The organism is Micrococcus sp. PSi08, from assembly GCF_054960655.1.
This window is the reverse complement of the sequence record NZ_JBHNYP010000007.1, coordinates 77,581-100,389: the sequence shown is the minus strand read 5'-3', so window position 1 is coordinate 100,389 and position 22,809 is coordinate 77,581. Positions and strand designations below refer to the sequence as shown.

The following is a 22,809-nucleotide window of genomic DNA, read 5'->3' as shown; positions in this document are numbered from 1 at the left end:
TCGGGAAACGGCGGGGCGCGCGCGCCGTTTCCCGAACGAAAAGACCCTGGGGGCGCCCTCTTCCGAACGAAAGTGCGCGGGTCGCGCGGGGGACGACGACGGCGCCCCGCCCTGCCGTCGCACAGGGCGGCTCGGTAGCGTGGCCGACATGAGCACGCAGCCCCCCGGTCTGACCACCGACGCCCCCGACACCCCCGACGACGATCCGGTTCGCGAGCCGTTGCCCACCGAGGCCCTGCCGATCGCGCCGGCCGGGCCCCGACCCGAGGAGCCGCGGGCCGCCGTCGAGCGTCTGCGCGCCGCCGCCCGCTCCCGCGCCGCCCACCCGCGCGCGGTGCGGGTGCGCCAGCTCAAGGGCCTGAAGCGGATGCTGACGGAGCACGCGGACCGGTTCGTCGCGGCGCTCGGCACGGACCTGGGCAAGCCGGCCACCGAGGCGCTGATCACGGAGATCGTCTCGGTGCGCTCCGAGGTGGACCACGCGCTGCTGCACCTGACCGACTGGATGGAGCCGCGGCCCGTGAAGCTGCCGCTGGCCCTGCGGCCCGCGAGCGCGGAGGTCCGGCCGCGACCCAAGGGTCTCGTGCTGGTCATCGGCGCGTGGAACTATCCGGTGCAGCTCGCGCTCGCCCCGGTCGTGGGCGCGCTGGCGGCCGGCAACACGGTGGTGCTCAGCCCGTCGGAGAAGGCCCCGGCCACGGCGGCGGCGCTGCGGGAGCTGGTGCCGCAGTACCTGGACTCCGCACTGGTCTCCGTGGTGGCGGGCGGCAAGGAGTGCAACACCGCGCTGCTGGCGGAGCCGTGGGACCACATCCTCTACACCGGCGGGGAGCGCGTGGGCCGGATCGTCTACGAGGCGGCGGCGAAGACCCTCTCCCCCGTGACGCTCGAGCTGGGCGGCAAGTCGCCGGCGGTGGTGACGCCGTCCCGGAACACGGGCGCGATGGCCCGCCGGATCGCGTGGGCGAAGTTCACCAACGCGGGTCAGACGTGCGTGGCCCCGGACTACGTGCTGGCCGTCGGCGAGGCCGCGCTGCGTCAGGTGACCGCCGAGCTCCCCGCAGCCCTGCGCGAGTTCTACGGCGACGACCCCCGCGCGTCGAAGGACTACGGCCGCCTCATCTCCGCCGAGCACGCGGAGCGGCTGCGGGAGATGCTTCAGGCGGACCTCGACGCCGGCGCCGAGCTGCTCGTCGGCGGCGACGTGGACGTGGCGGGGCGGTACATGGCGCCGACCGTGGTGACGGGCGTCAAGCCGGACGGCGCGCTCATGCAGGAGGAGCTGTTCGGCCCGATCCTGCCCGTGCTGACCGTGGACACCTTCCAGGACGCCCTGGACTTCATCGCGGAGCGCCCGCACCCGCTGGCCGCGTACCTGTTCACGGACCGGCCGAGCTACCACCGCGCGTTCGACGACCAGGTGCAGGCCGGCGGCCTCGGCTACGACGTCGGCCTGCTGCACGCTGGCATCGCGACGCTGCCGTTCGGCGGGATCGGCGCGTCCGGGATGGGCGCGTACCACGGCATCCACGGCTTCGAGACGTTCTCCCACCTGCGCCCGTCCATCACGAAGTCGGACCAGGTGGACACGCTCAAGACCGCGTACCCGCCGTACGGGCGGATGAAGCGGGCGCTGCTGCCGAAGATGCTCTGAGGGGTGGGTGGGGGCGGGGCTGGCCGGGCCCGGCTGGGCCCGCGCTTTCGAACGTGACATGGGGCCTAACTCACGTTCGAAAGCGCCCATAGCCCCGATTTCACGCTCGAAGGTCGGCCGCGGGCCGCGAGCCGCGGGCCGGGGGCGGGCGGGGGTCAGCGCTGCGGCCAGAAGCCGCGGCGGGCGTAGACCTCGGCGAGGACGTCGGCACGGTCGGTCATGACGCCGTCGACGCCGAGGTCGAGCAGGCGTTCGATCTCCGCGGGCTCGTCGACGACCCACACGTGCACCGGCAGGCCCGCCGCGTGGCAGCGGCGCACGAAGTCGGCGGTGGCCACGGGCACGCGGCCGTGCCGGACGGGCACCTGCACGCAGTCGACGTCGAGGGCGTACCGGCGCAGCCAGCGGGTCAGTCCCAGCGGGCCCAGCGTCACGAGCGCCGCGATGGCGGCCGCCCCGCCCGACGTCGCCACCCGCTCCGGCCCGTACGCCCGCTCGGGGTGGCCGAGGCGGGCGAGGGCGCGTCGGAAGAGGCGGCGCCGCGAGTCGTGGAACGACGCGACGAGCACGCGGTCCCAGGCGCCGTGCTCGGCGAGGATGCGGGCCAGGGCCGGGGCCGACGCACGGTCCTTGAGGTCCACGTTGAGGCGGGCCTCGGGGAGCGCCGTCAGCAGCTCGGCGAAGCGCAGCAGCGGCTCCCCGCCGACCGTGACGTCCGCCAGCCGCTCCCACGTGTGGTCGCGCAGCCGGCCACGGCCCGTGCTGACACGGTCCAGGGCCTCGTCGTGGAACACGACGAGCTCGCCGTCCGCCGTGGTGCGCACGTCCAGCTCGAGGTAGGTGAACCCGGCGGCGTGGGCGTCCACGAACGCGGCCAGGGAGTTCTCCCGGTCGACGGCGGCGCCCCGGTGCGCGAACCCCAGCGGGTGGCCGCGACGGGCGGGGACGGAGTCGGTGAGGTAGGCGGGGGCGGGACGGGGCGAGGTCGGACGCACGGGATCACCGTAGCGGGGACGGACGGCCGAGTGCCCGCTGCCGCAGCCGGGAACGCGAGAGGTCGGAATGAGCGTCAGACCCGCCCTCATTCCGACCACTCACGTGACAGGTGGGGCCGACGCGCCCGCCCTCAGTCCTCCGCCGGCAACTCCAGCATGGGGCGGTGCTCGTAGAAGGTCTGCAGCACCACGGTGGTCCGGGTGGACACCGACGCCGTCTGGCGGATCTCCGTCACGAGGGCCTCGAGCTCGCGTGGCGAGCCCACGCGCACGAAGAGCATGTACGCGGCGTCGCCGGCCACGGAGTGGCACGCCTCGATCGCCGCGATGGACTCGAGGAGCTCGGGGGCGTCGTCGGGCTGGCGCGGGTCCAGCGGGCTGATCTCGATGAACGCGGAGAGCGGCCTGCCCACGGCCTCGGGGTCGAGCAGCGCGCGGTAGCCCGTGATCACGCCCGTGCTCTCGAGCCGACGCAGGCGCGCCTGCACGGCGGAGGTCGAGAGGCCGACCCGCTCGGAGAGCTGGGCGAGCGTGGCGCGCGGGTCATGGGAGACGGCGGCCGCGAGCCGCGCGTCGACAGGGTCGTCCATGCGCCGCACGCTATCAGCCGGCCCCGGCCGCCGGGTTGACAGCCCCGTGCGCTGATGGAAACCTTCCGGCAAGTGATCCATATCACCGGATACTTTCCGGCGCTTCGACCTCAGGAGGGTTTCATGTCCACCACTCTGCAGCCCGCCCGGACCGACGTCGTCGTCCCGGAGACCCCGTCCGACGCGCGCACCGTCGAGACCCACCCGGCCTGGCTCCGCCTCAAGGCCGCCGCCACCGCCCTGCAGCCCCTGCAGGTCAAGGACGGCTCCATCCCGGACCCGGCGGACCACGCCGCCGCGCGCGAGCACGTGGAGACCATCGTCGCCGCCGTCGAGGAGCTCGCCCCGCTCTTCCCGCACGACGCCGCCTACCTCGCCGCCCTGCCCCGCGACTTCGCCCGCTGGGCCGACGGCGGCTTCGCCGAGCCCGACTTCCTGGACTCCCTCATCGCCTTCCAGCCGCAGGAGCACCGCGTCGACGGCGTCCGGCACCTCGTGGTCTTCCCGATGTACACGCAGAACGGCTCCCCCGACCGGCACGTGGAGGCCCTCGTCGTCGAGACCATCTGGCCCGAGTTCATCGCCGAGCTCGAGGCCGGCGACTACGGCAACCGCCTCTTCGTCTCCCTGCGCCTGATCGACTTCACCCCCGGCTACGACACGAACTCGGCCGTCCTCTTCCCCGAGACCGTGGCCATGCGCGAGATCCCCACCTTCACGTGGGGCGCCATCTTCCAGGACCGCGAGGCCGCCCGCTTCCGCCGGGTCGTCACCGCCGCCGCCGAGATCACCCAGCTCGAGCTCCCGGCCGAGCTCGCCGAACTGCTCTCCTGCCAGGAGCTCGCCGAGGGCACCTTCGTGATGTGGGACCTCATCCACGACCGCACGCACATGCGCGGCGATCTGCCCTTCGACCCGTTCATGATCAAGCAGCGCATGCCCTTCTTCCTCTACACGCTCGAGGAGATGCGCTGCGACATGACCGCCTTCCGCGAGTGCGTGGCGATCGAGCGCCGCCTCACGGCGCGCGCCGCCGCCGGTGAGCAGCTCACCGCGCTCGAGGAGCAGACCCGCCGCCACGCCGGGCTCGTGCAGCACGCCGTCCTCTTCGACCGCGTCTTCCGCTTCGCCCTCACCGGCTCCCGCGTCCGCAACTACGACGGCCTCGGCGGCCAGCTGCTCTTCGCCTGGCTGCACCGCAAGGACGTGATCCAGTGGCGCGACGTCGAGCTCAGCGTGGACTGGGACCGGCTCGCCAACGCCGTCGTCGAGCTGGGCGACGCCATCGACACGCTCTACTGGGAGTCCATCGACCGCCCCAAGACCGTGCACTGGCTCCAGGCCTACGAGCTCGTCGCCTCCGTGGTCACCCCGCACCCGGCCTCCGTGTGGGCGCAGGGCCTGCCGCGCGAGGTGCTCGCCGGCCCGCCCAAGGGCTACACCGACCTCGTGCTCGACGACGAGTTCCCGCTGTCCATGTTCTTCGAGGCCCTCGAGAAGAAGATGTGCGGCGTCATCGAGTCCACCGCCGGGATCCGCGGCACGGACGCCTGACCCGTGGCCGCCCTGACCGACCGCGCCGTCCTGATCGCGGGCGCCACGAGCGCCTCGGGCCGGGCCGCCGCCCGCACCCTCCTCGACGCCGGCGCGCACGTCGTCGCGACCGGGCGCGACGCCGCGAAGCTCGCCCCCCTCGCCGAACTCGGCGCCGAGACCGCGGCCCTGGACCTCACGGACGAGACCGCCGTCCGCGGCCTCGTCGAGGACCTGCACGCCCGCGGCACCCGGATCGACGGCCTGCTCCACCTGGTGGGCGGCTGGCGCGGCGGCGGGGGCCTCGCCGGCCAGACCGAGGAGGACTACCGCGCCCTCGAGGCCTCGTTCACGGCGCTGCGGCACGTGAGCCGGGCCCTCGACGACGACCTGCGGGCCTCGTCCGCCGGTCGCCTCGCGATCGTCTCGTCCACGGCGGTGACCCGGCCGCTCGCCGGCGGCGCGAACTACGCCGCGGTGAAGGCGGCGAGCGAGGCATGGACCCGCGCGGTCGCGCAGGGCTGGGCCAAGGCCGCCCGGGACGCGGAGGCGCCGCTGCGCTCGGCGGCCGTCGTGTTCCGCGTGAAGTCCCTCGCCGGGCTCGAGGAACGGCTGGCCGAGGAGTACGCGCGACTGTGGAAGGCTGAGGCGGGCGCGCTGAACGACGCCGTCCTCACGCTCCAGGAGAAGGGAACGGACTGACATGCAGAGGATCCACGATCCGCAGGAGCGGGGCTTCGCCTCGGACAACTACTCCGGCGTCCACCCGGAGGTGCTCGCGGCGATCGCCGAGGCCAACGGGGGCCACCAGGTCGCCTACGGCGAGGACGTGTACACGGCGCGTCTTCAGGAGGTCGTGGCCCAGCACTTCGGCAAGGACGCCACCGCGTGGCCGATGTTCAACGGGACCGGGGCGAACGTCGTCGGGCTCCAGGCCATGCTGCCCCGCTGGGGCGCGGTGATCTGCGCGGACACCGCGCACATCCACGTGGACGAGGGCGGCGCGCCCGAGAAGTCCGCCGGCATCAAGCTGCTGCCCGTGGCCACCGACGACGGCAAGCTCACCCCCGAGCTGATCGCCGCCGAGGCCTGGGGCTGGGGTGACGAGCACCGCGCCCAGCCCCTGGTCGTCTACCTCACCCAGTCCACCGAGCTCGGCACGGTCTACACCCCGGACGAGGTCAAGGCCATCACGGACTACGCCCACGAGCACGGGATGCGCGTCTACATGGACGGCGCCCGCATCGCCAATGCCGCGGCCTCCCTGGGCCTGCCGCTGCGCGCCTTCACCACCGACGTCGGCGTGGACGTGCTCTCCCTCGGCGGCACCAAGAACGGGGCGCTGCTGGCCGAGGCCGTCGTCGTGCTCGACCCGGACGCCGCGGACGGCCTCGTGTACCTGCGCAAGAACCAGATGCAGCTGGCCTCGAAGATGCGCTTCATCTCGGCGCAGCTGCTCGCCCTGTTCGACGGCGACCTGTACCTGCGCTCCGCCCGCCACGCCAACGCCATGGCCGCCCGGCTGCGCGCCGGCATCGAGGCGGGGGTCGCCGACGGCTCGCTGGCCGGCGTCGAGTTCACGCAGGCCACGGACGCCAACGCCGTGTTCGCCGTCCTGCCCGAGGGCGTGGCCGACCGGCTGCGCGCCCGCTTCCGGTTCTACGACTGGGACGCGGCGCGCCGCGAGGTGCGCTGGGTGTGCGGCTTCGACACGACCGAGGAGGACGTGGACGCGTTCACGGCGGCGCTGCGCGCCGAACTCGTCCCCGCCGTCTGACGGACGCGCCCGGCCGGGATACCCTTCTACCACCGTGCAGCAGGGTGGGACGCCGCGGCCTTCGACGCGCGTCCGACCGCTCCTCCACCGAAAGGCCACCGTGGACACCAGCGCACCCCGGACGTCCCCGTCGACGCCGGCCGCCTCCGCCGCCCACGCCACCCATGAGGGCGGCTCCCTGCAACGCACCCTCAAGTCCCGGCACCTGACGATGATCGCGATGGGCGGCGCCATCGGCACGGGCCTGTTCGTGGCCTCGGGCAACACCATCGCGACCGCCGGCCCCGGTGGCGCCCTCGTGGCCTATGTGGCCATCGGCTTCATGGTGTTCCTGCTGATGCAGTCGCTCGGCGAGATGTCCACGTACCTGCCGGTCTCCGGCGCGTTCGAGGAGTACTCGACCCGCTTCGTGAGCCCCTCGTTCGGCTTCGCCATCGGCTGGAACTACTGGTACAACTGGGCGATCACGGTGGCCGCCGAGCTCGTCGCGGCGGCCCTGATCATGCGGTACTGGCTCCCGGACGTGCCCTCGTGGATCTGGTCCGCGATCTTCCTCGCGCTGCTCTTCGGCCTCAACGCCCTCTCCACGCGCGCCTACGGCGAGAGCGAGTTCTGGTTCTCGCTCATCAAGGTCGCCACGGTGGTGATCTTCCTGGTGCTCGGCGTCCTGATGATCGTCGGCATCCTCGGCGGCTCCTCCCCCGGCTTCCACAACTGGACGGACGGCGAGGCCCCCTTCGTGGGCGGCGGCGCCGGCATCCTGGCGATCTTCATGGTGGCCGGCTTCTCCTTCCAGGGCACCGAGCTGGTCGGCGTGGCCGCGGGCGAGGCCGAGGACCCGGAGAAGAACGTGCCCAAGGCGATCCGCACCGTGTTCGTGCGCATCCTGCTCTTCTACGTCGGCGCAATCACCGTCGTCGGCTTCCTCATCCCCTACACCAGCCCCCACCTGCTGGGCAGCGACGTCGAGGACATCTCGATCTCCCCGTTCACGCTCGTCTTCGAGAACGCGGGCGTGCTCGCCGCCGCCTCCGTGATGAACGCCGTGATCCTCACGGCCATCCTCTCCGCGGGCAACTCGGGCCTGTACGCCTCCACCCGCATGCTCTGGGCCCTGGCCGACTCCGGGAAGGCCCCGCGCTTCCTGGCGAAGGTGAACCGGCGCGGCGTGCCCATGAACGCCCTCTACGCCACCACCGCGGTGGGCGCGGCGTGCTTCCTGACCACGTTCATCGGGGACGGCGCCGCCTACGTGTGGCTCGTCTCCGCCTCGGGCCTGGCCGGGTTCATCGTGTGGATGGGCATCGCCTGGAGCCACTACCGGTTCCGGCAGGCCTACGTCGCGCAGGGCCACGATCCGAAGGATCTGCCCTACCGCGCCTTCCTGTTCCCCCTGGGCCCGATCGTCGCGCTGGTCATGTGCGCCGTCGTGATCCTCGGCCAGAACTACCAGGCGTTCATGGGCGACGTGGACCTCGTGGCCGTGGCCAGCGCGTACATCGGCCTGCCCCTGTTCCTCGCGCTGTGGCTCGGCCACAAGCTCGTCACCGGCTCGAAGCCGGTCCGCTACGAGGACGCCGACCTCACCCGCGTCCTGGACTGAGTCCCCCACCTCGGAGGTCGCCGTGCCCGCCCCCTCCTCCCACGCTCCCGCCGCCACCCACACCGCCCGGGGCCGCCTGGTCTGGGTGGACGTCGCGCGCGGCCTGGCCCTGGTCGCGATGATGGTCGCCCACACGGCGCCCGCCGGCGGCCCGGGTGGGGTGCTCCACCTCTCCGAGCACCTCACCGCGCCCCTGTTCGCGGCGCTCGTGGGCGTGGGCGCGCGCCTCGAGGCGGAGTGGCTGGGCCGTGGCCGGGCCGTGCCCCGCGCGCTTGTGCGGGCGGCCGCCCTGTGCGGGGCGGCGTGGCTGACCGGGCTCTTCGGGGCGGCCGTCGTGAACGTGCTGGCGCACCTGGCTGTGCTCACGGTGCTCATGGCACTGCTGGCCGCCCTCCCCCTCGCCGCGCACCTCGTGCTCGCCGTCCTGGCCGGCGGAGGCGGCCTCCTGCTCGCCGCCACACCGACGGCCGACGTCGTCGACCGGCTCCTCCCCGCCGCGCAGGCGCTCGGGCTGAGCCGCGCGACGCTGACCCCGTGGGTCTCCGCGTTCCTCACGGACGGCCCGTACCGTCTCCCCCTGTTCCTCGCGTGGGCGCTGCTGGGGGCGGTGCTGGTCGCCACCGTCCACGGCACGACGACGGCGGCCCCGGCCCGGCGCGCACGGCTCACGGGGCTCGCCTGGGCGGCCGGGGGGATCGCGCTGGCCGGCGTCGTGCTCGCCCTGTCCCGGACGCAGACCGGCGCCGCCCCCGTGCCCTACACGGCGACCCCCGCGGAGGCCCTGCTGGACACGGGCCTCGTGCTGACCGTGCTCGGCGGGTGCGCGGCCCTGGCGCCGCGGTGGGCCGGGCTGCTGGCCGTGCCCGGCGCGATGACGCTGTCCGTGTACGTGGCGCACCTGTGGTACCTCGGCTGGGTGCGGGGGCTCGGACCCGGGCCGTGGCGCAGCGCCACGGGCACGGACGACACGTGGTTCAACCTGGCCGTGCTGGTGGCCGGCGCGCTGCTGCTGCCGCTGCTGTGGCGGGCCGTCGTGCGTATCGGCCCGTTCCGCGCGGGGCCGCTGGAGGGCGTCGTCCGCCTGCTGACGGCCCCGTTCGACCGCGCGCGCTGACCGACGTCCACCCCAGCGGGTAGCCTCGAGAGCGTGAGCGAGCGAACCACCTACCTGCTGATCGACGGCGAGAACATCGACGCCACCCTCGGCACGTCCATCCTGCAGCGGCGCCCCCAGCCCGACGAGCGGCCACGCTGGAAGCGCCTGCTCGGCTACCTCGAGGACCGCTGGGACCAGCCGGTCAAGGGCCTGTTCTTCCTCGCCATCGACGGTGAGATCCCCATCCCGTTCGTCCAGGCGCTCACCGCCCTCGGCTTCCAGCCGATCATGCTGCGGGGCGAGGGCAAGGTCGTGGACATCGGCATCCAGCGCACCGCGGAGGCGCTGCTGGGCCGGGAGGACGACGTCGTCCTCGTCAGCCACGACGCCGACTTCGCCCCCCAGCTCACCGACCTCGCGGCCACGCCGGGCCGACGCACCGGGATCATGGGCTTCGAGGAGTTCCTCTCCCACGAGCTGCGCCGCATCCCCGGGGTCGAGTTCTTCGACCTGGAGCACGCGGTGGGCGCGTTCGACTCGTCCCTGCCGCGCCTGCGCGTGATCGACGTCGAGGCGTTCGACCCGTACGAGTTCCTCTGACCCGCCGGGGGTGGCCCGCGGCTCAGTCCGTGGGCAGCTCCAGCAGGCGTTCGACGGTGGCGGCCACCCCGTCGTCGTCGCACGCCCCGACCACGCCGTCCGCCGCGGCCAGCAGCGACGGATGGCCCGAGGCCACGGCCAGGCCGAGACCAGCCCACTGGAGCATCTCCAGGTCGTTGGGCATGTCCCCGAACGCGACGACGTCGACCGGCGCGACCCCCCGGCTCGCGGCGAACTCGGCGAGGGTCGCGGCCTTGTGCACGCCCGGGGCGGACATCTCCACGAGCGCGATGCCGGGCGCGGAGTGCGTGGCACTCACGAGCTCGTCCAGCTCGGCGCGGGCCGCGGCGAGGAAGGCGTCCGGGGCCAGGGTGTCCGAGCGGGCCAGCAGCTTCACCACGCCCAGCCGACCCGGCAGCGCGGCCTCGAGCGTGGCCGCCGCGTGGACCTCAGCCCGGAACTCGGCGCGCTCGGAGAACGCGTGCTCCCAGAAGAAGCCCTCGAGGGTCTCGGCGCCGAAGGACACGGTGCGGTCCAGGGCGCGCAGCCGGTCCGTGGCGGTCCACACGGCCTCGACGGGCATGGGGTGGGCGATCAGGACGTCGTCCGTGGCGGTGTCCACGAGGACGGCGCCGTTGGAGCAGATCACCGGGCCGACGGGGCCGAGCTGCGCGCTCAGCGGGCCGAGCCAGCGGAGGGGACGGCCGGTCACGAACACCACCTCGACGCCGGCGTCGTGGGCGTCCCGCAGCGCCGCGATGGTGCGCGGGCTCAGGCGCCCCGACCGCGTGTGCCGGTACCCGATGATGGTGCCGTCCAGGTCCGTCGCGATCATCCGCGGACGGCGCGAGGGCAGGGGCAGGGCGGGCATGCGCTCAGTCTAGGCCGGGGCCGTGCGGCGGGCCGGGGTGTCCTCCGCGGGCGAGCGGGGGCACGATGGGGGCGTGGACACCGCACAGCAGACCACCGCACAGGACACCGCCCCGGACCCCGCGTCGACGACGCCCCGCACGGTCACCGTCACCGGCGCCGCCGGCAACATCGGCTACGCGCTGCTCTTCCGCATCGCCGCCGGCGGGATGCTCGGCCCGGACACCCCGGTCCGGCTGCGCCTGCTCGAGATCCCGGCCGCCCTGGGCGCCGCGGAGGGCACCGCCATGGAGCTCGCCGACGCGGCCTTCCCGCTGCTGGCCGACGTGGAGGTCACGGAGGACCCGGCCCGCGCCTTCGACGGGGTGCAGCACGCGCTGCTCGTCGGCGCACGGCCGCGCACGAAGGGCATGGAGCGCGGCGACCTGCTCGAGGCGAACGGCGGGATCTTCGGGCCGCAGGGCCGGGCGATCAACGACCACGCGGCGCAGGACGTGCGGGTCGTCGTCGTCGGGAACCCGGCCAACACCAACGCGCTGATCGCCGCCGCGCACGCCCCGGACGTGCCGGCCGAGCGCTTCACGGCGCTGACCCGGCTGGACCACAACCGGGCCGTGGCGCAGCTGGCGGCGCGGGCCGGCGTCGCGGTGACGGACGTGTCCGGCGTGACGATCTGGGGCAACCACTCCGCCACCCAGTTCCCGGACCTCACCCACGCCCGCGTGCGGGTGGACGGGACGTGGCGGCCGGCGCTCGAGGTGGTGGACCCGGTGTGGGCGGGCGAGGAGTTCGTGCCGCGCGTGGCGAGGCGGGGCGCGGAGATCATCGAGGTGCGCGGGGCGAGCTCGGCGGCGTCGGCGGCGTCCGCGGCGATCGATCACATGCGCGACTGGACCCTCGGCACCGGTGTGGACGCGGACGGTGCGCCGCGCCGGACGTCGGCCGCGGTGGTCTCGGACGGCTCCTACGGGGTGCCGGAGGGGCTGATCAGCTCGTTCCCCGTGACGTCCGACGGCGGCACCGCGTGGCGGATCGTGCCGGGGCTGGAGCCGGACGAGTCCGTGCTGCCGGGTGAGGGCGGGCGGCTGGCCGCGACCGTCGCCGAGCTGGAGGCCGAGCGCGACGCCGTGCGAGGGCTGGGCCTGCTCTGAGGCGGCCGGGATCTTCTGCGTCTCTGACCCTTCTGGGGGCGTCCCCACCCGCCGGAAGGGTCAGATGCGCAACAGATTCGTGCGGGGACGGGCGGGCGTGGGATCAGTCCGCCAGCTCGGCCCGCGTGGGCGGGTCCGCCCCCGGGCGGGAGGCCGTGATCGCCGACGCGCGGGAGGCGTAGATCAGCACCGACTCGACGTCGGCCGGGTCCATCGCGTGCAGGCGGCCGCGGTTCGCGGCGCCGAGCAGGGAGCGGTCGTCGAGGGCGGCGAGCAGGGCGGCGGTGAACGAGTCGCCGGCACCCACGGTGTCCGCGACGTCCACGGGCACGATCGGGCGCTCCACCACGCCGTGCGCGGTGACGGCCACGATGTCCTCGGCGCCGCGGGTCATCACCACGAACGCCGGGCCCATCCGTTGCCACGCCTGCAGCGACTCGAGCAGCGGGCGGTCCGGGTACAGCCAGGCGATGTCCTCGTCCGAGGCGTGCACCACGTCCGCCAGCCGCACGGACTCCTCCGCGCGGGCGCGGGCGAACGCCCGGTCCGGCACGATCGTGGGCCGCACGTTGGGGTCGTAGCTGATGGTCGTGACCGCGGAGATCCGCTCGAGCAGGGCCATCACCTCGGCGTCGCCGGGGGCGAGCATGGTGGCGATGGAGCCGGCATGCATGTGGTGCAGGGGGCCGCCGGCGGCGTCGTCGAAGTCCCGGGCGAGCGCGGCGGCGGGCGGCAGCGTCCAGTCCAGCTCGAACTCGTAGCTGGCGGCGCCCGTGGGGTCCAGGCGGGCGGTGGCCACGGAGGTGGCGGCGGCATCCGGCTCGAGCAGGCAGCGCACGCCGTTCTCCCGCAGATGCGAGGCGATCATGTCCCCGTGCGCATCGCGGCCGAGGCGGCCGGCGAACAGGACGGGCCGCTCCAGCCGACTCAGGCCCACGGCCACGTTCAGGGGGCTGCCCCCGACGTGCACGCGGGGGGTCGCGGTGTCCGAGACCACGACGTCGACGAGCGCCTCTCCGATCACACCACAGTACTGAGCCACGCGCCCCACGGTACCCTAATCACCGGCGCGGAACCGGGGCTGTGCTCAGGCTTCCAGGCCCCCGAGAAACGCCCGACACCCCCATCCCCGACCCCTCGGCAGGCGGCCATGTCCCCCACCCCCACCCGGCCCTCGCGCGGCCCCGGCTGGCGCCTCCACGGCGACGGCCGCACCATCACCCCGGGCACCGTCGTCGCCCCGGACGAGCGGCTGAGCTGGCCCCGGACCGTGGGCATCGGCGTGCAGCACGTGATGGCCATGTTCGGCGCCACCGTGCTCGTGCCCGCCCTGACCGGCATGCCCGCGACGACGGCGCTGCTCTTCTCCGGCCTGGGCACCCTGCTCTTCCTGGTCATCACGGGCAACCGCCTGCCCTCGTACCTGGGCAGCTCGTTCGCGTTCATCGCACCCCTGACGGCCGCCGCCGCGATCGGCGGCACGGGGGCCGCGCTCGGCGGCATCCTGGTGACGGGCCTGCTGCTCACGGTGATCGGCGCGATCGTGCACCGCGCCGGCACCGGGTGGATCCACGCGCTCATGCCGCCGGCGGTGATGGGCACGATCGTGGCCCTGATCGGCCTCAACCTCGCCGGCGCCACGACGACGGCCATGCAGGAGGTGCCGGTCACCACGTTCGGCACGGCCCTGGCGGTGGTGCTCACGGCCGTGACGTTCCGGGGGCTCCTGGGCCGCCTGTCCATCCTCGTGGGCATCGTGGTGGGCTACGTGCTGGCCCTCGCGCAGGGCCAGGTGGACTTCGCCGCCGTCGGGGAGGCCGCCTGGATCGGGCTGCCGCCCTTCCACGGCCCGGAGCTGCGCTGGGACCTGCTGCCCCTGTTCCTGCCCGTCGTGCTCGTGCTGGTCGCGGAGAACATCGGCCATGTCAGGACCGTCGGGCTGATGACCAAGCGCGACCTGGACCCGCTCACCGGCCGTGCCCTGATCGCGGACGGCCTGTCCACCATGCTCTCCGGCGCGGGCGGCGGCGTCGGCACCACCACGTATGCGGAGAACATCGGCGTGATGGCCAGCTCGCGCGTCTACTCGACGGCGGCGTACTGGGTGGCCGGCCTGACCGCGATCGCCCTCGCGTTCCTGCCGAAGTTCGGGGCCGCCGTCGCCACCATCCCGGCCGGGGTGGCCGGCGGCGCGGGCATCATCCTCTACGGGATGATCGGCATGATGGGCGTGCGCATCTGGGTGCAGAACCGCGTGGACTTCTCCAACACCGTGAACCTCATGACGGCGGGTGCGGGCCTGATCATCGCGATCGCCGACCCCCAGCTCGTGGTCGGCGGGCTCGTGTTCGGCGGCATCACGCTCGGCACGGTCGCCGCCCTGGTGGTGTACCACCTCATGACGGCGATCGCCCGCGCCCGCGGCACCGAGCCGGTGCCCGAGGACGAGGAGCAGTTCGAGGCCTCGGAGGCCGGCCGGCTCGGCTGACCCCGATCCCGCGCCACGCGCATCCCCGCGCCACGCGCACTTTCGGTCGTGAGATAGGGCCAATCTCACGACCGAAAGCGCTGAGAACCCCCATTTCACGTTCGAAAACGCGGGGTGGGCGGACTGGGGCGGGGCCGGGCGGGGCTGGGGGGCGGGTCCCGTCAGCCGGCCGCGACCTCCTCGTCGGCGAGGGCGAGGACCTGGTCGAGCACGTCGAGGCCGAAGCGCAGGTCCTCGTCCGAGATGTTCAGCGGCGGGCACAGGTGGAACCGGTTCTCGGCCATGAACAGCAGCAGCCCGCGGTCCTTGGCCTCGGCCATCATCCGCCCCATCACGGGCGCGACCTGACCGAGCGGGGCCAGCCGCTCCCGAGTCTGCCGGTCCTTCACCAGCTCGACGGCCCAGAACGCGCCGGCGCCGCGCACGTCGCCCACGCTCGGGTGGGCCGCGGCGATCTCGGCCAGGCGCGGCCCGATGACCTCCTCGCCGATGCGCTTCGCGTGGGCGACCATGCCCTCCTCCTCCATCGCGGTGATCGCGGCGACGGCGGCCGCGCACGCGAGGGGGTGGCCCGAGTAGGTCAGGCCGCCGGGGTAGGGCGTGGTCGCGAAGCTCTCGTAGACGTCGTCGCTCATGGCGACGCCGCCCAACGGCACATACCCGGAGTTGACCCCCTTGGCGAACGTGACGATGTCCGGGGTGACGCCCGTCAGCTGGTGGCCGAACCACTCGCCCACGCGGCCGAAGCCGACCATGACCTCGTCGATGATCAGCAGGATCCCGTGCTCACGGCACAGCTCCTTGACGCCGGCCATGTAGCCGGGCGGCGGCAGGAAGATGCCCGCGGTGCCGGGGACGGCCTCGAGGATCACGGCGGCCACGGTGGAGGGGCCCTCGAGCTCGATCACGTCGCGCAGGTGGGCCAGCGCGCGCTCGGCCTCCTGCTCGTCGCTCTCCGAGCCGAACGCGGAGCGGTACGTGTACGCGGGCTGGAAGTGCACGACGCCGTCGGACGCCGAGTCCGAGCCCACGCGCCGCAGGGAGCCGGTCAGGTTCGCCGTCAGGCGCGTGGCGCCGTGGTACGAGAGGTACGCGGAGAGCACCTTGTGCCGGCCCGTGTGCAGGCGTGCCATCCGCACCGCGTGCTCGTTGGCCTCCGCGCCCGCGTTCGTGAAGAACACGTGGTTGATGGACTCCGGCAGCCGCTCCGTGATCAGCCGGGCCGCCTCGGACCGGGCGTCGTTGACGTGCTGCGGGGCCACGGTGGCGAGCGTCTCGGCCTGCTCCCGGATCGCGGCCACGATCTTCGGGTGGCGGTGGCCGACGTTCGTGAAGACGAGCTGCCCGCTGAAGTCGACCATGGGCCGACCCTCGCCGTCCCACACCCACGACCCCTCGGCGTCGAGGATGGTCATGGGTGTGAGGTCGCGCTGCGCGCTCCACGAGTGGAACACGTGCGCGCGGTCGAGCTCGTGGGCGCGGCGGCCGCGCTCGATGGCCTCGTCGCTGATCCGGGGGTCCCGGCGGCCGACGTGCTGCTGATGCTCGGACATGCGCCCTCCTTGAGTGTGATGCGGCTCATTCCGAGCATAGGCGCGCCCGCCCTCAGCGCGAGCTGGCGCCCCGCCGCCCGCGCGCCACCCCCACGAACGCCTGCACGAGCTCCGAGTCGGCCGCCTTGAGCCAGGCCAGGGCGACGTCCCAGCCGGGGTGGCGGGCGTCGTCGTCGCCGTGGCGCGCGGGATCCGGCCCGTCGACGACGGCGGCGCCCGCCTCCGCCTCGGCCCGCGCCTGCTCGTCCGCGAGCGCCGACCGCGTGGCGGCGGCCTCGCGGTCGGCGCGGGACAGGCCCACGGTGTCGTCGAGGGTGGAGGCCAGCGGCAGCACGATCACGTCCTTGCGGCCGAACATGCGGGCCACGGACATCGGCAGCACGACGTGGCCGGCGCCGGACGCGGCGATCTCCAGGGCCATCCGCTCGCCCGCGCCGGGCAGCTCGGCGGCGTCCATCGGCTCCGCGCTGGGGGCCGGGGCGAAGCGGGCGGGATCCAGCTCCTCGTCCGGGTCGAGCTCGGCGGGCGGCACCGGGCCGTCCGCGTCCACGTCCCACGCGGCGAGCAGGTGGTCCCTGCCCACGCACACCACCGGCAGCTCGGAGTAGACGCCCACGAGGTGCACGTGCCGCGGGTCGACGTCGCCGGCGCGCAGGAACTCCTCGACGGACACGTCGCGCCGGCGCCGCACGTAGCCCAGCTGCGGCAGGAAGTGGCGGGGCTGACCGGCGTCGTCGTGGGCGAGGTGGGCCAGCTGGGCCGCGTCGTCGTGGTTGACGAGCTGCACCGTGCGCTGGCGCGTGGTGAACCGCTCGACCCACGTGGACGGCGTGGCCCCGGGGATGGTGGCCAGGAAGAGGGTCTCGGGCGGGACGGGCAGGTCGGCCGGTGGCGCGGGCGCGGGACGACGCCGGCCCTCGCCCCCGGCGCGGCCCGCGGGCTTCACGCCCTTGGCCACGCCGCGCCCGCCGCCGGAGCGGGTGGATCGGGCGGGGCCGCCCCTGCTCGCGCGGGACTTCCCGCCCCGGCCGCCACGGGAGCCGCTCAGCGGACCTTCTCCTTCAGGAAGGAGACGGCGCGGTCCCAGGCGAGGGCCGCGGCCTCGGGCCGGTAGTTGCCCTGGGGGTTCTCGTCGTTGTGGAAGGCGTGCGGGGCGTCGTAGTAGAAGTACTCGACGTCGGCCCCGGACTCCTCGCGGATCTGCTGCTCCTGCCGCCGCGCGTCCTCGACGGGGAAGGAGTCGTCCTGTTCGGCGTAGTGGCCCTGGACGGCGGCGGTGACGCCGGAGAAGTCGCCGGGCACGCCCTGGCCCACGCCGTAGAAGGGCACGGCGGCGGAGACCTTGTCGCCCTGCTGTGCCGCGAGGGCGAGTACGAAGCCGCCGCCCATGCAGAAGCCGATCGCCCCCACGGTCTGCGAGGTCACCTCGTCCCGGGCGAGGAGCCAGTCGACGGCGCCGGCCAGCTGGCGGGCGCCCTCCTCGGCGGGCAGGTTCTGCATCATCTCGCCGGCCTCGTCACCGTCGTGGGCGATCCAGCCGCCGTAGAGGTCCGGGGCGAGCGCGACGAAGCCGAGGTCGGCGAGGCGGTCGCACACGTCCTTGATGTGGTCCACCAGGCCCCACCACTCCTGGATCACGATCACGCCGGGGCCCTTCCCGGAGGCGGGCAGCGCGAGGTAGCCGTGGCCCGTCCGGTCGCCGTCCTGGCCGGCGTCCTTCGTGGGCAGGTCGAACGTGACGTTCTGGTGCGGGGTCTTCGAAGCCATCATGGGCCCCACCCTACGAGGAGACCGGGCCCCTCATCGAGGGACCCGGTCTCGACGCGCGAGGTCGACTCAGGCTCAGGCCTGGGCGTCGGCCTCGGGCAGCACGAAGGCGGCGCCGATCTCGAGCTTCACCTTGTCCGAGACCAGGAGGCCGCCGGCCTCGGTGGCCGCGTTCCAGGTCAGGCCGAAGTCCTTGCGGGAGATCTCGCCCGTGGCCTCGAAGCCCACGCGGGTCGCGCCGAAGGGATCCTTGTCCTGGCCGCCGAACTCGGCCTCGAGCTCCACGGTCCGGGTGACGCCGTGCAGCGTCAGCTCGCCGACCAGGGTGAACTCCTCGGGCTCGCCGCGGACCTCGGTGGAGCGGAAGGTCATGGTGGGGAACTGCTCCACGTCGAAGAAGTCGGCGGAGCGCAGGTGGGCGTCGCGGCCCTCGTTCTTGGTGCTGATGGAGGCGACGTCGACGGTCACGTCGACGGAGGACTGGGCGAACTGCTCGGCGATGACGAGCTGGCCCTCCACGGCGTGGAAGGTGCCGCGGACCTTGGAGATGCCCGCGTGGCGGACGACGAAGTCGACGTCCGAGTGCGCGGCGTCCAGGTTCCAGGTGCCGGTGGTGATGGCGTTCATGGGGTGCTCCTTCTGAAGCGGGTCTGTCTGGTGTGTCCGGGGTGGGCCGCCGCGGCGGGCGGTTCCTCGGCCTCCGAACTTGTTTCAAATTCAAACATCATCCGGGCGGGTTGTCCACGCCTGATCGTCAAAATTCGAAATAGAGATGGACGTCACGGGCCGTGGGGGCACCTCAGGGACGGGCCCGCCCACGACGACGGCCCGGAACCTCCGGGGTTCCGGGCCGTCGGCCCGCGGGCGGGCAGCGGGGCCGCGCTCGGGCGGCCGGACGGGGTCAGGCGGCGGGGCCGCCCCCCGTCACGGGTAGAGGCCGCGGGTGCGGTGGGCCTCGGCCACGCGCTGCACGGCGGTCAGGGTGGCGGCCTCGCGCAGGCTCACGCGGCGGCTCTCGGAGGTGGCCAGCACGGCCTTCCATGCGGCGACCATGCGCTGCTTCAGGCGCTCGTCCACCTCCTCGCGGCTCCACCAGTAGGCCTGGTTCGCCTGGACCCACTCGAAGTAGGAGACGATCACGCCGCCGGCGTTGGCCAGGATGTCCGGGACGACCAGGACGCCCTTCTCCGCGAGGATGCGGTCGGCCTCGCCCGTGGTGGGGCCGTTGGCGCCCTCCACGACCAGCCGGGCGCGCACGCGCGGGGCGTTCTCCTCGGTCAGCACGGACTGCACGGCGGCCGGGACCACGAGGTCCACGTCCATCTCGAGCAGCTCGTCCGCGTCCATGGGCGCGGTGCCGGGGGTGTCCTTCACGGAGCCGGTGTCCCAGAGCTGCCTCTGCAGGGCGTCGTAGTGCAGGCCCTCGTCGTCGCGCACGGCGCCGTACTGGTCCGACACGGCCACGACCTTCACGCCGGCCGCCTCGAGCAGCTCGACCGTGCCGGCGCCGACCTTGCCGAAGCCCTGGACCGCCGCCGTCGCCTGCGACGGCTCGATGCCGAGGTGCTCGAGCGCGGCGAGCGCCACGTGGACCACGCCCGCCGAGGTGGCGGAGGCGCGGCCCAGCGAGCCGCCGAGCGAGACGGGCTTGCCGGTGACCACGCCGAGCGTGGTGTGGCCGACGTTCACCGAGTAGGTGTCCATCATCCAGGCCATGGTCTGCTCGTCCGTGCCCACGTCCGGGGCGGGGATGTCCACCTCGGGGCCGATGATCGGCTGGATCTCGGAGGTGTAGCGGCGGGTGACGCGCTCGAGCTCGGCCTTCGAGTACTGGCGGGGGTCGATGGCCACCCCGCCCTTGGCGCCGCCATAGGGCACGTCCAACAGGGCGCACTTCCAGGTCATCCACATGGCCAGCGCGCGGACCTCGTCCAGGTCCACGTCCTGACTGAAGCGCACGCCGCCCTTGGCCGGGCCGCGGGAGAAGTTGTGCTGCACGCGGTAGCCGCGGAGCACCTCGGTGGAGCCGTCGTCGCGGCGCAGGGGGATGGAGACGGCCATCTCGCGGCGGGGGGCGGCGAGCATCTGGTGCAGGCCCTCGTCGTAGCCGAGCGTCTTCACGGCGGCGGAGAGCTGGGCCAGGGCGTTGTCGAGCGGGGAGGACGGCGCCGTCACGGCCTCGTCCTCGGCGGGGATCCTCGTCATTGAGCGTCCTCGTGGTCCGGTGGGCAGGGGTGTGTCGCGGCCCGACCGACGCGCGGAGGGCCGCGCCCCATTGCGCGGCCGACGTCGTCCGGACCCCGATGAACGCTACGCGCTCCCCCCGCACCCGTCACCCCTTCTGAGCCGAGATCCACGCCCACCCGGGTGACGTCGGACACGGTGGCGTGTACTGTGCTGTGGACGCGCCGCACACCCGCGGCGCCCTTCGGCGTCGAACCGACGCCGCTCGCTCAGGGCCCACCTGGTCCGTCCCCCGGCCGTCCGCCGCGCGAGGCACCCCGCCCGCGACCTCGGCCCGACGCCCCAGCCCCGTGAAGGAGCCCCTCATGACCGTGACCCTGCCCGCCGCGATCACCCCCTCCCCCGCGTTCCAGCCCGTGCCCGGCCAGCGCATCGATCCGGAGCTCGCCCGCTCCTGGCTGCTGGTCAACGCCGCCCAGCCCGAACGGTTCCAGCCCGCCGAGGACTCGGCCGCGGACATCGTCATCCTCGACATCGAGGACGCCGTGGCCCCCAAGGACAAGGACCAGGCCCGCGCGGACGCCGTCGCCTGGCTGACCTCCGGGCACACCGGCTGGGTGCGGCTCAACGGCTACGGCTCGCGGTGGTGGGAGCAGGACGTCGAGGCGCTCGCCGCGGCCCTGCCCGCGCACCTGGGCGGGCCGGTCGCCGAGGGCGGCCTGGCCGGCGTCGTGCTGGCGATGGTGGAGTCCACGGACCACGTGAACGAGACCGCCCGACGGCTGCCCGGCGTGCCCGTCGTGGCGCTCGTGGAGACGGCGCGCGGGCTGCAGCGGATCGACTCGATCGCCGCCGCGAAGGGCACGTTCCGGCTGGCCTTCGGGATCGGCGACTTCCGCCGCGACACCGGCCTGGGCGAGTCGCCGCAGGCGCTGGCGTACACGCGGTCCCAGTTCACGATCGCGGCGCGGGCCACGGGGCTGCCGGGCGCGATCGACGGGCCGACCGTGGGCTCCACCGGCGTGAAGCTCGCCGAGGCGACGGCGGTGACCGCGGAGTTCGGCATGACCGGCAAGCTGTGCCTCGCGCCGGAGCAGTGCGCGGCCGTGAACGAGGGGCTCAGCCCGTCCCAGGAGGAGCTGGCGTGGGCCCACGAGTTCCTCGCGGACTTCGAGGCCGACGGCGGCGAGATCCGCAACGGCTCCGACCTGCCCCGCAAGGCACGCGCGGAGAAGATCCTCGGGCTGGCCACCGCGTTCGGCGTGCACTCCACGCGGTACCCGGACCAGGACAACGCGATCACGGCGCCGTCGGACACGTACCACTACTGAGCGGGCCGCCGCCCACCAGAAACGCGGGTTGAGTTGTCACGGGTGCGGAGACCGCACATCGGTGACAACTCAACCCGCGTTGCCTTCGGGGGCGCGGATCCCGCCTCCGCTCACACGTCCTGACGCGTCCGGCGCACGACGGCGGCCCGCACCGAGAACGCCAGCACGATCGCCAGGATCCCGTAGATCACCCACGTGATGGGGGTGGAGACGAGCACGGCCGGGTCGCCCACCGAGCTGAGCAGGGCGTCGCGCAGGCTGGTCTCCGCCAGCGGGCCGAGCACCATGCCGATCATCAGCGGCGCCAGCGGGTAGCCGTACCGCCGCATCAGGAAGCCCAGCACGCCGATCCCCAGGAGCATCAGCAGGTCGAACACCGCGCCCGTGGTGGCGTAGATGCCCAGCCCGCAGAACAGCGTGATCCCCGCGTAGAGGTAGTGCTTCGGGATCAGCAGGAGCTTGGCCCACAGCTGCGCGAACGGCAGGTTGATCGCCAGCAGCACGATCATCGCGATGAAGAAGCTGGCCAGCAGCGCCCACACGAGGTCCGGGCTGCGGTCGAACAGCAGCGGGCCGGGCTGCAGCCCGTACTGGCGGAACGCCGCCAGCATGATGGCCGCCGTCGCGGAGACGGGCAGGCCGAGCGTGAGCAGGGCGCCCATCGCCATGCCGGTGGTCGAGTTGCCCGCCGCCTCGGGGGCCGCCAGCCCGCGGATCGCGCCGCGGCCGAACTGCGGATGCGCCCGGCGTCGGTCCAGGCGCCGCTCGACCGAGTACGCGAGGAACGTCGGCACCTCGGAGCCGCCCACCGGCACGATGCCGAACGGCAGGCCGATCGCCGTGCCGCGCAGCCACGCCGGGGCGGCCTCGCGGAACTCGGCGCCCGAGAGCCACGGCCGGCCGGTGCGGCGGATGCGCAGGTCTTCGTGCTCGCGGCGCACCCGGGAGGCCACGTGGAACACCTCGCCGAGCGCGAGGATCGCCACCGTGACGGTCACCAGCGGGATGCCGTCGAACAGCTGCGGCGAGCCCATCGTGAAGCGCTCGGTGCCGGTCACCGCATCGATCCCGACGACGGCGATGCCCAGTCCCAGCACCAGGGAGGCCAGGCCGCGCAGCACCGAGTCGGCGACCACCGAGGAGGTGGCCACGAACGCGAAGAGCGCGAGCGCGAAGTACTCCGCGGGGCCGAATCTCGTGGAGAACTCCGCCAGCACGGGGGCGAGGAACACGACGCACACCGAGGCCACCATGCCGCCGATGAAGGCGCCGAGCGCCGCCGTCGCCAGGGCCTGGGCCGCCCGGCCGTCCTGGGCCATGCGGTGGCCCTCGAACGTGGAGGCGATGGCCGAGGCCTGGCCGGGGGTGTTCATGAGGATGGCCATGGTGGAGTCGCCGAAGAGACCGCCGAAGTACACGCCGGAGAACATGATGAACGCGGCGGTGGGATCGAGGGCGAAGGTCATGGGCAGCAGCAGGGCCACGGCCATCGAGGAGCCGAGGCCGGGCATCACGCCGACCGCGGTGCCGAGCAGACAGCCCAGCACCACCCAGAGCAGGTTCATGGGGGTGAGGGCTCCGGCGAAGCCCTCCATGAGGAGTCCGAGGGTCTCCATG

At 73.7% G+C, this 22,809-nt stretch carries 20 protein-coding genes; 10 read left to right on the top strand and 10 right to left on the bottom strand.

What is annotated here, in order from left to right:
- Nucleotides 1-148: 148 nt before the first annotated feature.
- The gene (locus tag ACFI33_RS03805; protein WP_010079691.1) at nt 149-1,654 is read left to right on the top strand and encodes an aldehyde dehydrogenase family protein; all 1,506 of its coding nucleotides are present in this window, start codon (nt 149-151) and stop codon (nt 1,652-1,654) included.
- A gap of 155 nt (nt 1,655-1,809) precedes the next feature.
- Here the strand turns inward: ACFI33_RS03805 and ACFI33_RS03800 are convergent, their stop codons facing one another.
- Together ACFI33_RS03800 and ACFI33_RS03795 are read right to left on the bottom strand one after the other, a co-directional pair.
- Complete coding sequence (locus ACFI33_RS03800) at nt 1,810-2,649, bottom strand: glycerophosphodiester phosphodiesterase (protein WP_049146367.1); 840 nt, start codon at nt 2,647-2,649, stop codon at nt 1,810-1,812.
- Nucleotides 2,650-2,780: 131 nt separating this feature from the next.
- The gene (locus ACFI33_RS03795; protein ID WP_036316550.1) at nt 2,781-3,239 is read right to left on the bottom strand and encodes an Lrp/AsnC family transcriptional regulator; all 459 of its coding nucleotides are present in this window, start codon (nt 3,237-3,239) and stop codon (nt 2,781-2,783) included.
- Between the two features lie 123 nt (nt 3,240-3,362).
- Between ACFI33_RS03795 and ACFI33_RS03790 the strand changes: the two genes are divergently transcribed.
- From ACFI33_RS03790 to ACFI33_RS03765, 6 genes are all read left to right on the top strand, one after another.
- Nucleotides 3,363-4,793 carry a DUF6421 family protein gene (locus tag ACFI33_RS03790; RefSeq protein WP_049146370.1) on the top strand — a complete coding sequence of 477 codons (1,431 nt, stop codon included), beginning with the start codon at nt 3,363-3,365 and terminating at the stop codon, nt 4,791-4,793.
- 3 nt (nt 4,794-4,796) lie between these two features.
- The gene (locus ACFI33_RS03785) at nt 4,797-5,474 is read left to right on the top strand and encodes an SDR family NAD(P)-dependent oxidoreductase (protein WP_036316546.1); all 678 of its coding nucleotides are present in this window, start codon (nt 4,797-4,799) and stop codon (nt 5,472-5,474) included.
- Nucleotide 5,475: 1 nt separating this feature from the next.
- Nucleotides 5,476-6,549, top strand: coding sequence for a threonine aldolase family protein (locus ACFI33_RS03780; protein WP_044659853.1), 1,074 nt, complete (start codon nt 5,476-5,478; stop codon nt 6,547-6,549).
- 100 nt (nt 6,550-6,649) lie between these two features.
- Nucleotides 6,650-8,152: an amino acid permease gene (locus ACFI33_RS03775; RefSeq protein WP_049146374.1), complete on the top strand. Its 1,503-nt coding sequence runs from the start codon at nt 6,650-6,652 to the stop codon at nt 8,150-8,152.
- 22 nt (nt 8,153-8,174) lie between these two features.
- Nucleotides 8,175-9,266: a hypothetical protein gene (locus ACFI33_RS03770; protein ID WP_049146377.1), complete on the top strand. Its 1,092-nt coding sequence runs from the start codon at nt 8,175-8,177 to the stop codon at nt 9,264-9,266.
- Between the two features lie 33 nt (nt 9,267-9,299).
- Nucleotides 9,300-9,848, top strand: coding sequence for an NYN domain-containing protein (locus tag ACFI33_RS03765; RefSeq protein WP_002858225.1), 549 nt, complete (start codon nt 9,300-9,302; stop codon nt 9,846-9,848).
- A 22-nt stretch (nt 9,849-9,870) separates the two neighbouring features.
- Here the strand turns inward: ACFI33_RS03765 and ACFI33_RS03760 are convergent, their stop codons facing one another.
- Nucleotides 9,871-10,719: an HAD family hydrolase gene (locus tag ACFI33_RS03760; RefSeq protein WP_036316534.1), complete on the bottom strand. Its 849-nt coding sequence runs from the start codon at nt 10,717-10,719 to the stop codon at nt 9,871-9,873.
- Between the two features lie 73 nt (nt 10,720-10,792).
- Here ACFI33_RS03760 and ACFI33_RS03755 point away from each other — a divergent pair, with 73 nt between their 5' ends.
- A complete protein-coding gene (locus ACFI33_RS03755) occupies nt 10,793-11,869 on the top strand; it encodes a malate dehydrogenase (RefSeq protein WP_336574632.1) in 1,077 nt (358 codons plus the stop codon).
- Nucleotides 11,870-11,972: 103 nt separating this feature from the next.
- Here ACFI33_RS03755 and ACFI33_RS03750 read toward each other — a convergent pair whose 3' ends face one another.
- Nucleotides 11,973-12,893, bottom strand: coding sequence for a carbohydrate kinase family protein (locus ACFI33_RS03750; RefSeq protein ID WP_036337149.1), 921 nt, complete (start codon nt 12,891-12,893; stop codon nt 11,973-11,975).
- A 126-nt stretch (nt 12,894-13,019) separates the two neighbouring features.
- On the opposite strand from ACFI33_RS03750, the gene ACFI33_RS03745 reads away from it, so the two are divergent.
- The gene (locus ACFI33_RS03745) at nt 13,020-14,357 is read left to right on the top strand and encodes a uracil-xanthine permease family protein (RefSeq protein ID WP_036316530.1); all 1,338 of its coding nucleotides are present in this window, start codon (nt 13,020-13,022) and stop codon (nt 14,355-14,357) included.
- Between the two features lie 161 nt (nt 14,358-14,518).
- Here the strand turns inward: ACFI33_RS03745 and ACFI33_RS03740 are convergent, their stop codons facing one another.
- The 5 genes from ACFI33_RS03740 to ACFI33_RS03720 form a co-directional block, all read right to left on the bottom strand.
- Nucleotides 14,519-15,910, bottom strand: coding sequence for an aspartate aminotransferase family protein (locus ACFI33_RS03740; protein ID WP_036316513.1), 1,392 nt, complete (start codon nt 15,908-15,910; stop codon nt 14,519-14,521).
- Nucleotides 15,911-15,962: 52 nt separating this feature from the next.
- A complete protein-coding gene (locus ACFI33_RS03735) occupies nt 15,963-16,868 on the bottom strand; it encodes a hypothetical protein (protein ID WP_036316515.1) in 906 nt (301 codons plus the stop codon).
- A gap of 86 nt (nt 16,869-16,954) precedes the next feature.
- Nucleotides 16,955-17,680, bottom strand: a complete 726-nt coding sequence (locus ACFI33_RS03730) for a dienelactone hydrolase family protein (RefSeq protein ID WP_036316518.1) — start codon at nt 17,678-17,680, stop codon at nt 16,955-16,957.
- Between the two features lie 72 nt (nt 17,681-17,752).
- A complete protein-coding gene (locus ACFI33_RS03725; RefSeq protein WP_036316519.1) occupies nt 17,753-18,304 on the bottom strand; it encodes a YceI family protein in 552 nt (183 codons plus the stop codon).
- Between the two features lie 297 nt (nt 18,305-18,601).
- A complete protein-coding gene (locus ACFI33_RS03720; protein WP_036316520.1) occupies nt 18,602-19,882 on the bottom strand; it encodes a Glu/Leu/Phe/Val family dehydrogenase in 1,281 nt (426 codons plus the stop codon).
- Nucleotides 19,883-20,226: 344 nt separating this feature from the next.
- On the opposite strand from ACFI33_RS03720, the gene ACFI33_RS03715 reads away from it, so the two are divergent.
- Nucleotides 20,227-21,192: an HpcH/HpaI aldolase/citrate lyase family protein gene (locus tag ACFI33_RS03715; protein WP_049146384.1), complete on the top strand. Its 966-nt coding sequence runs from the start codon at nt 20,227-20,229 to the stop codon at nt 21,190-21,192.
- A gap of 110 nt (nt 21,193-21,302) precedes the next feature.
- Here the strand turns inward: ACFI33_RS03715 and tctA are convergent, their stop codons facing one another.
- Nucleotides 21,303-22,808: a tripartite tricarboxylate transporter permease TctA gene (tctA, locus tag ACFI33_RS03710; RefSeq protein ID WP_036341427.1), complete on the bottom strand. Its 1,506-nt coding sequence runs from the start codon at nt 22,806-22,808 to the stop codon at nt 21,303-21,305.
- Nucleotide 22,809 lies beyond the last annotated feature (1 nt).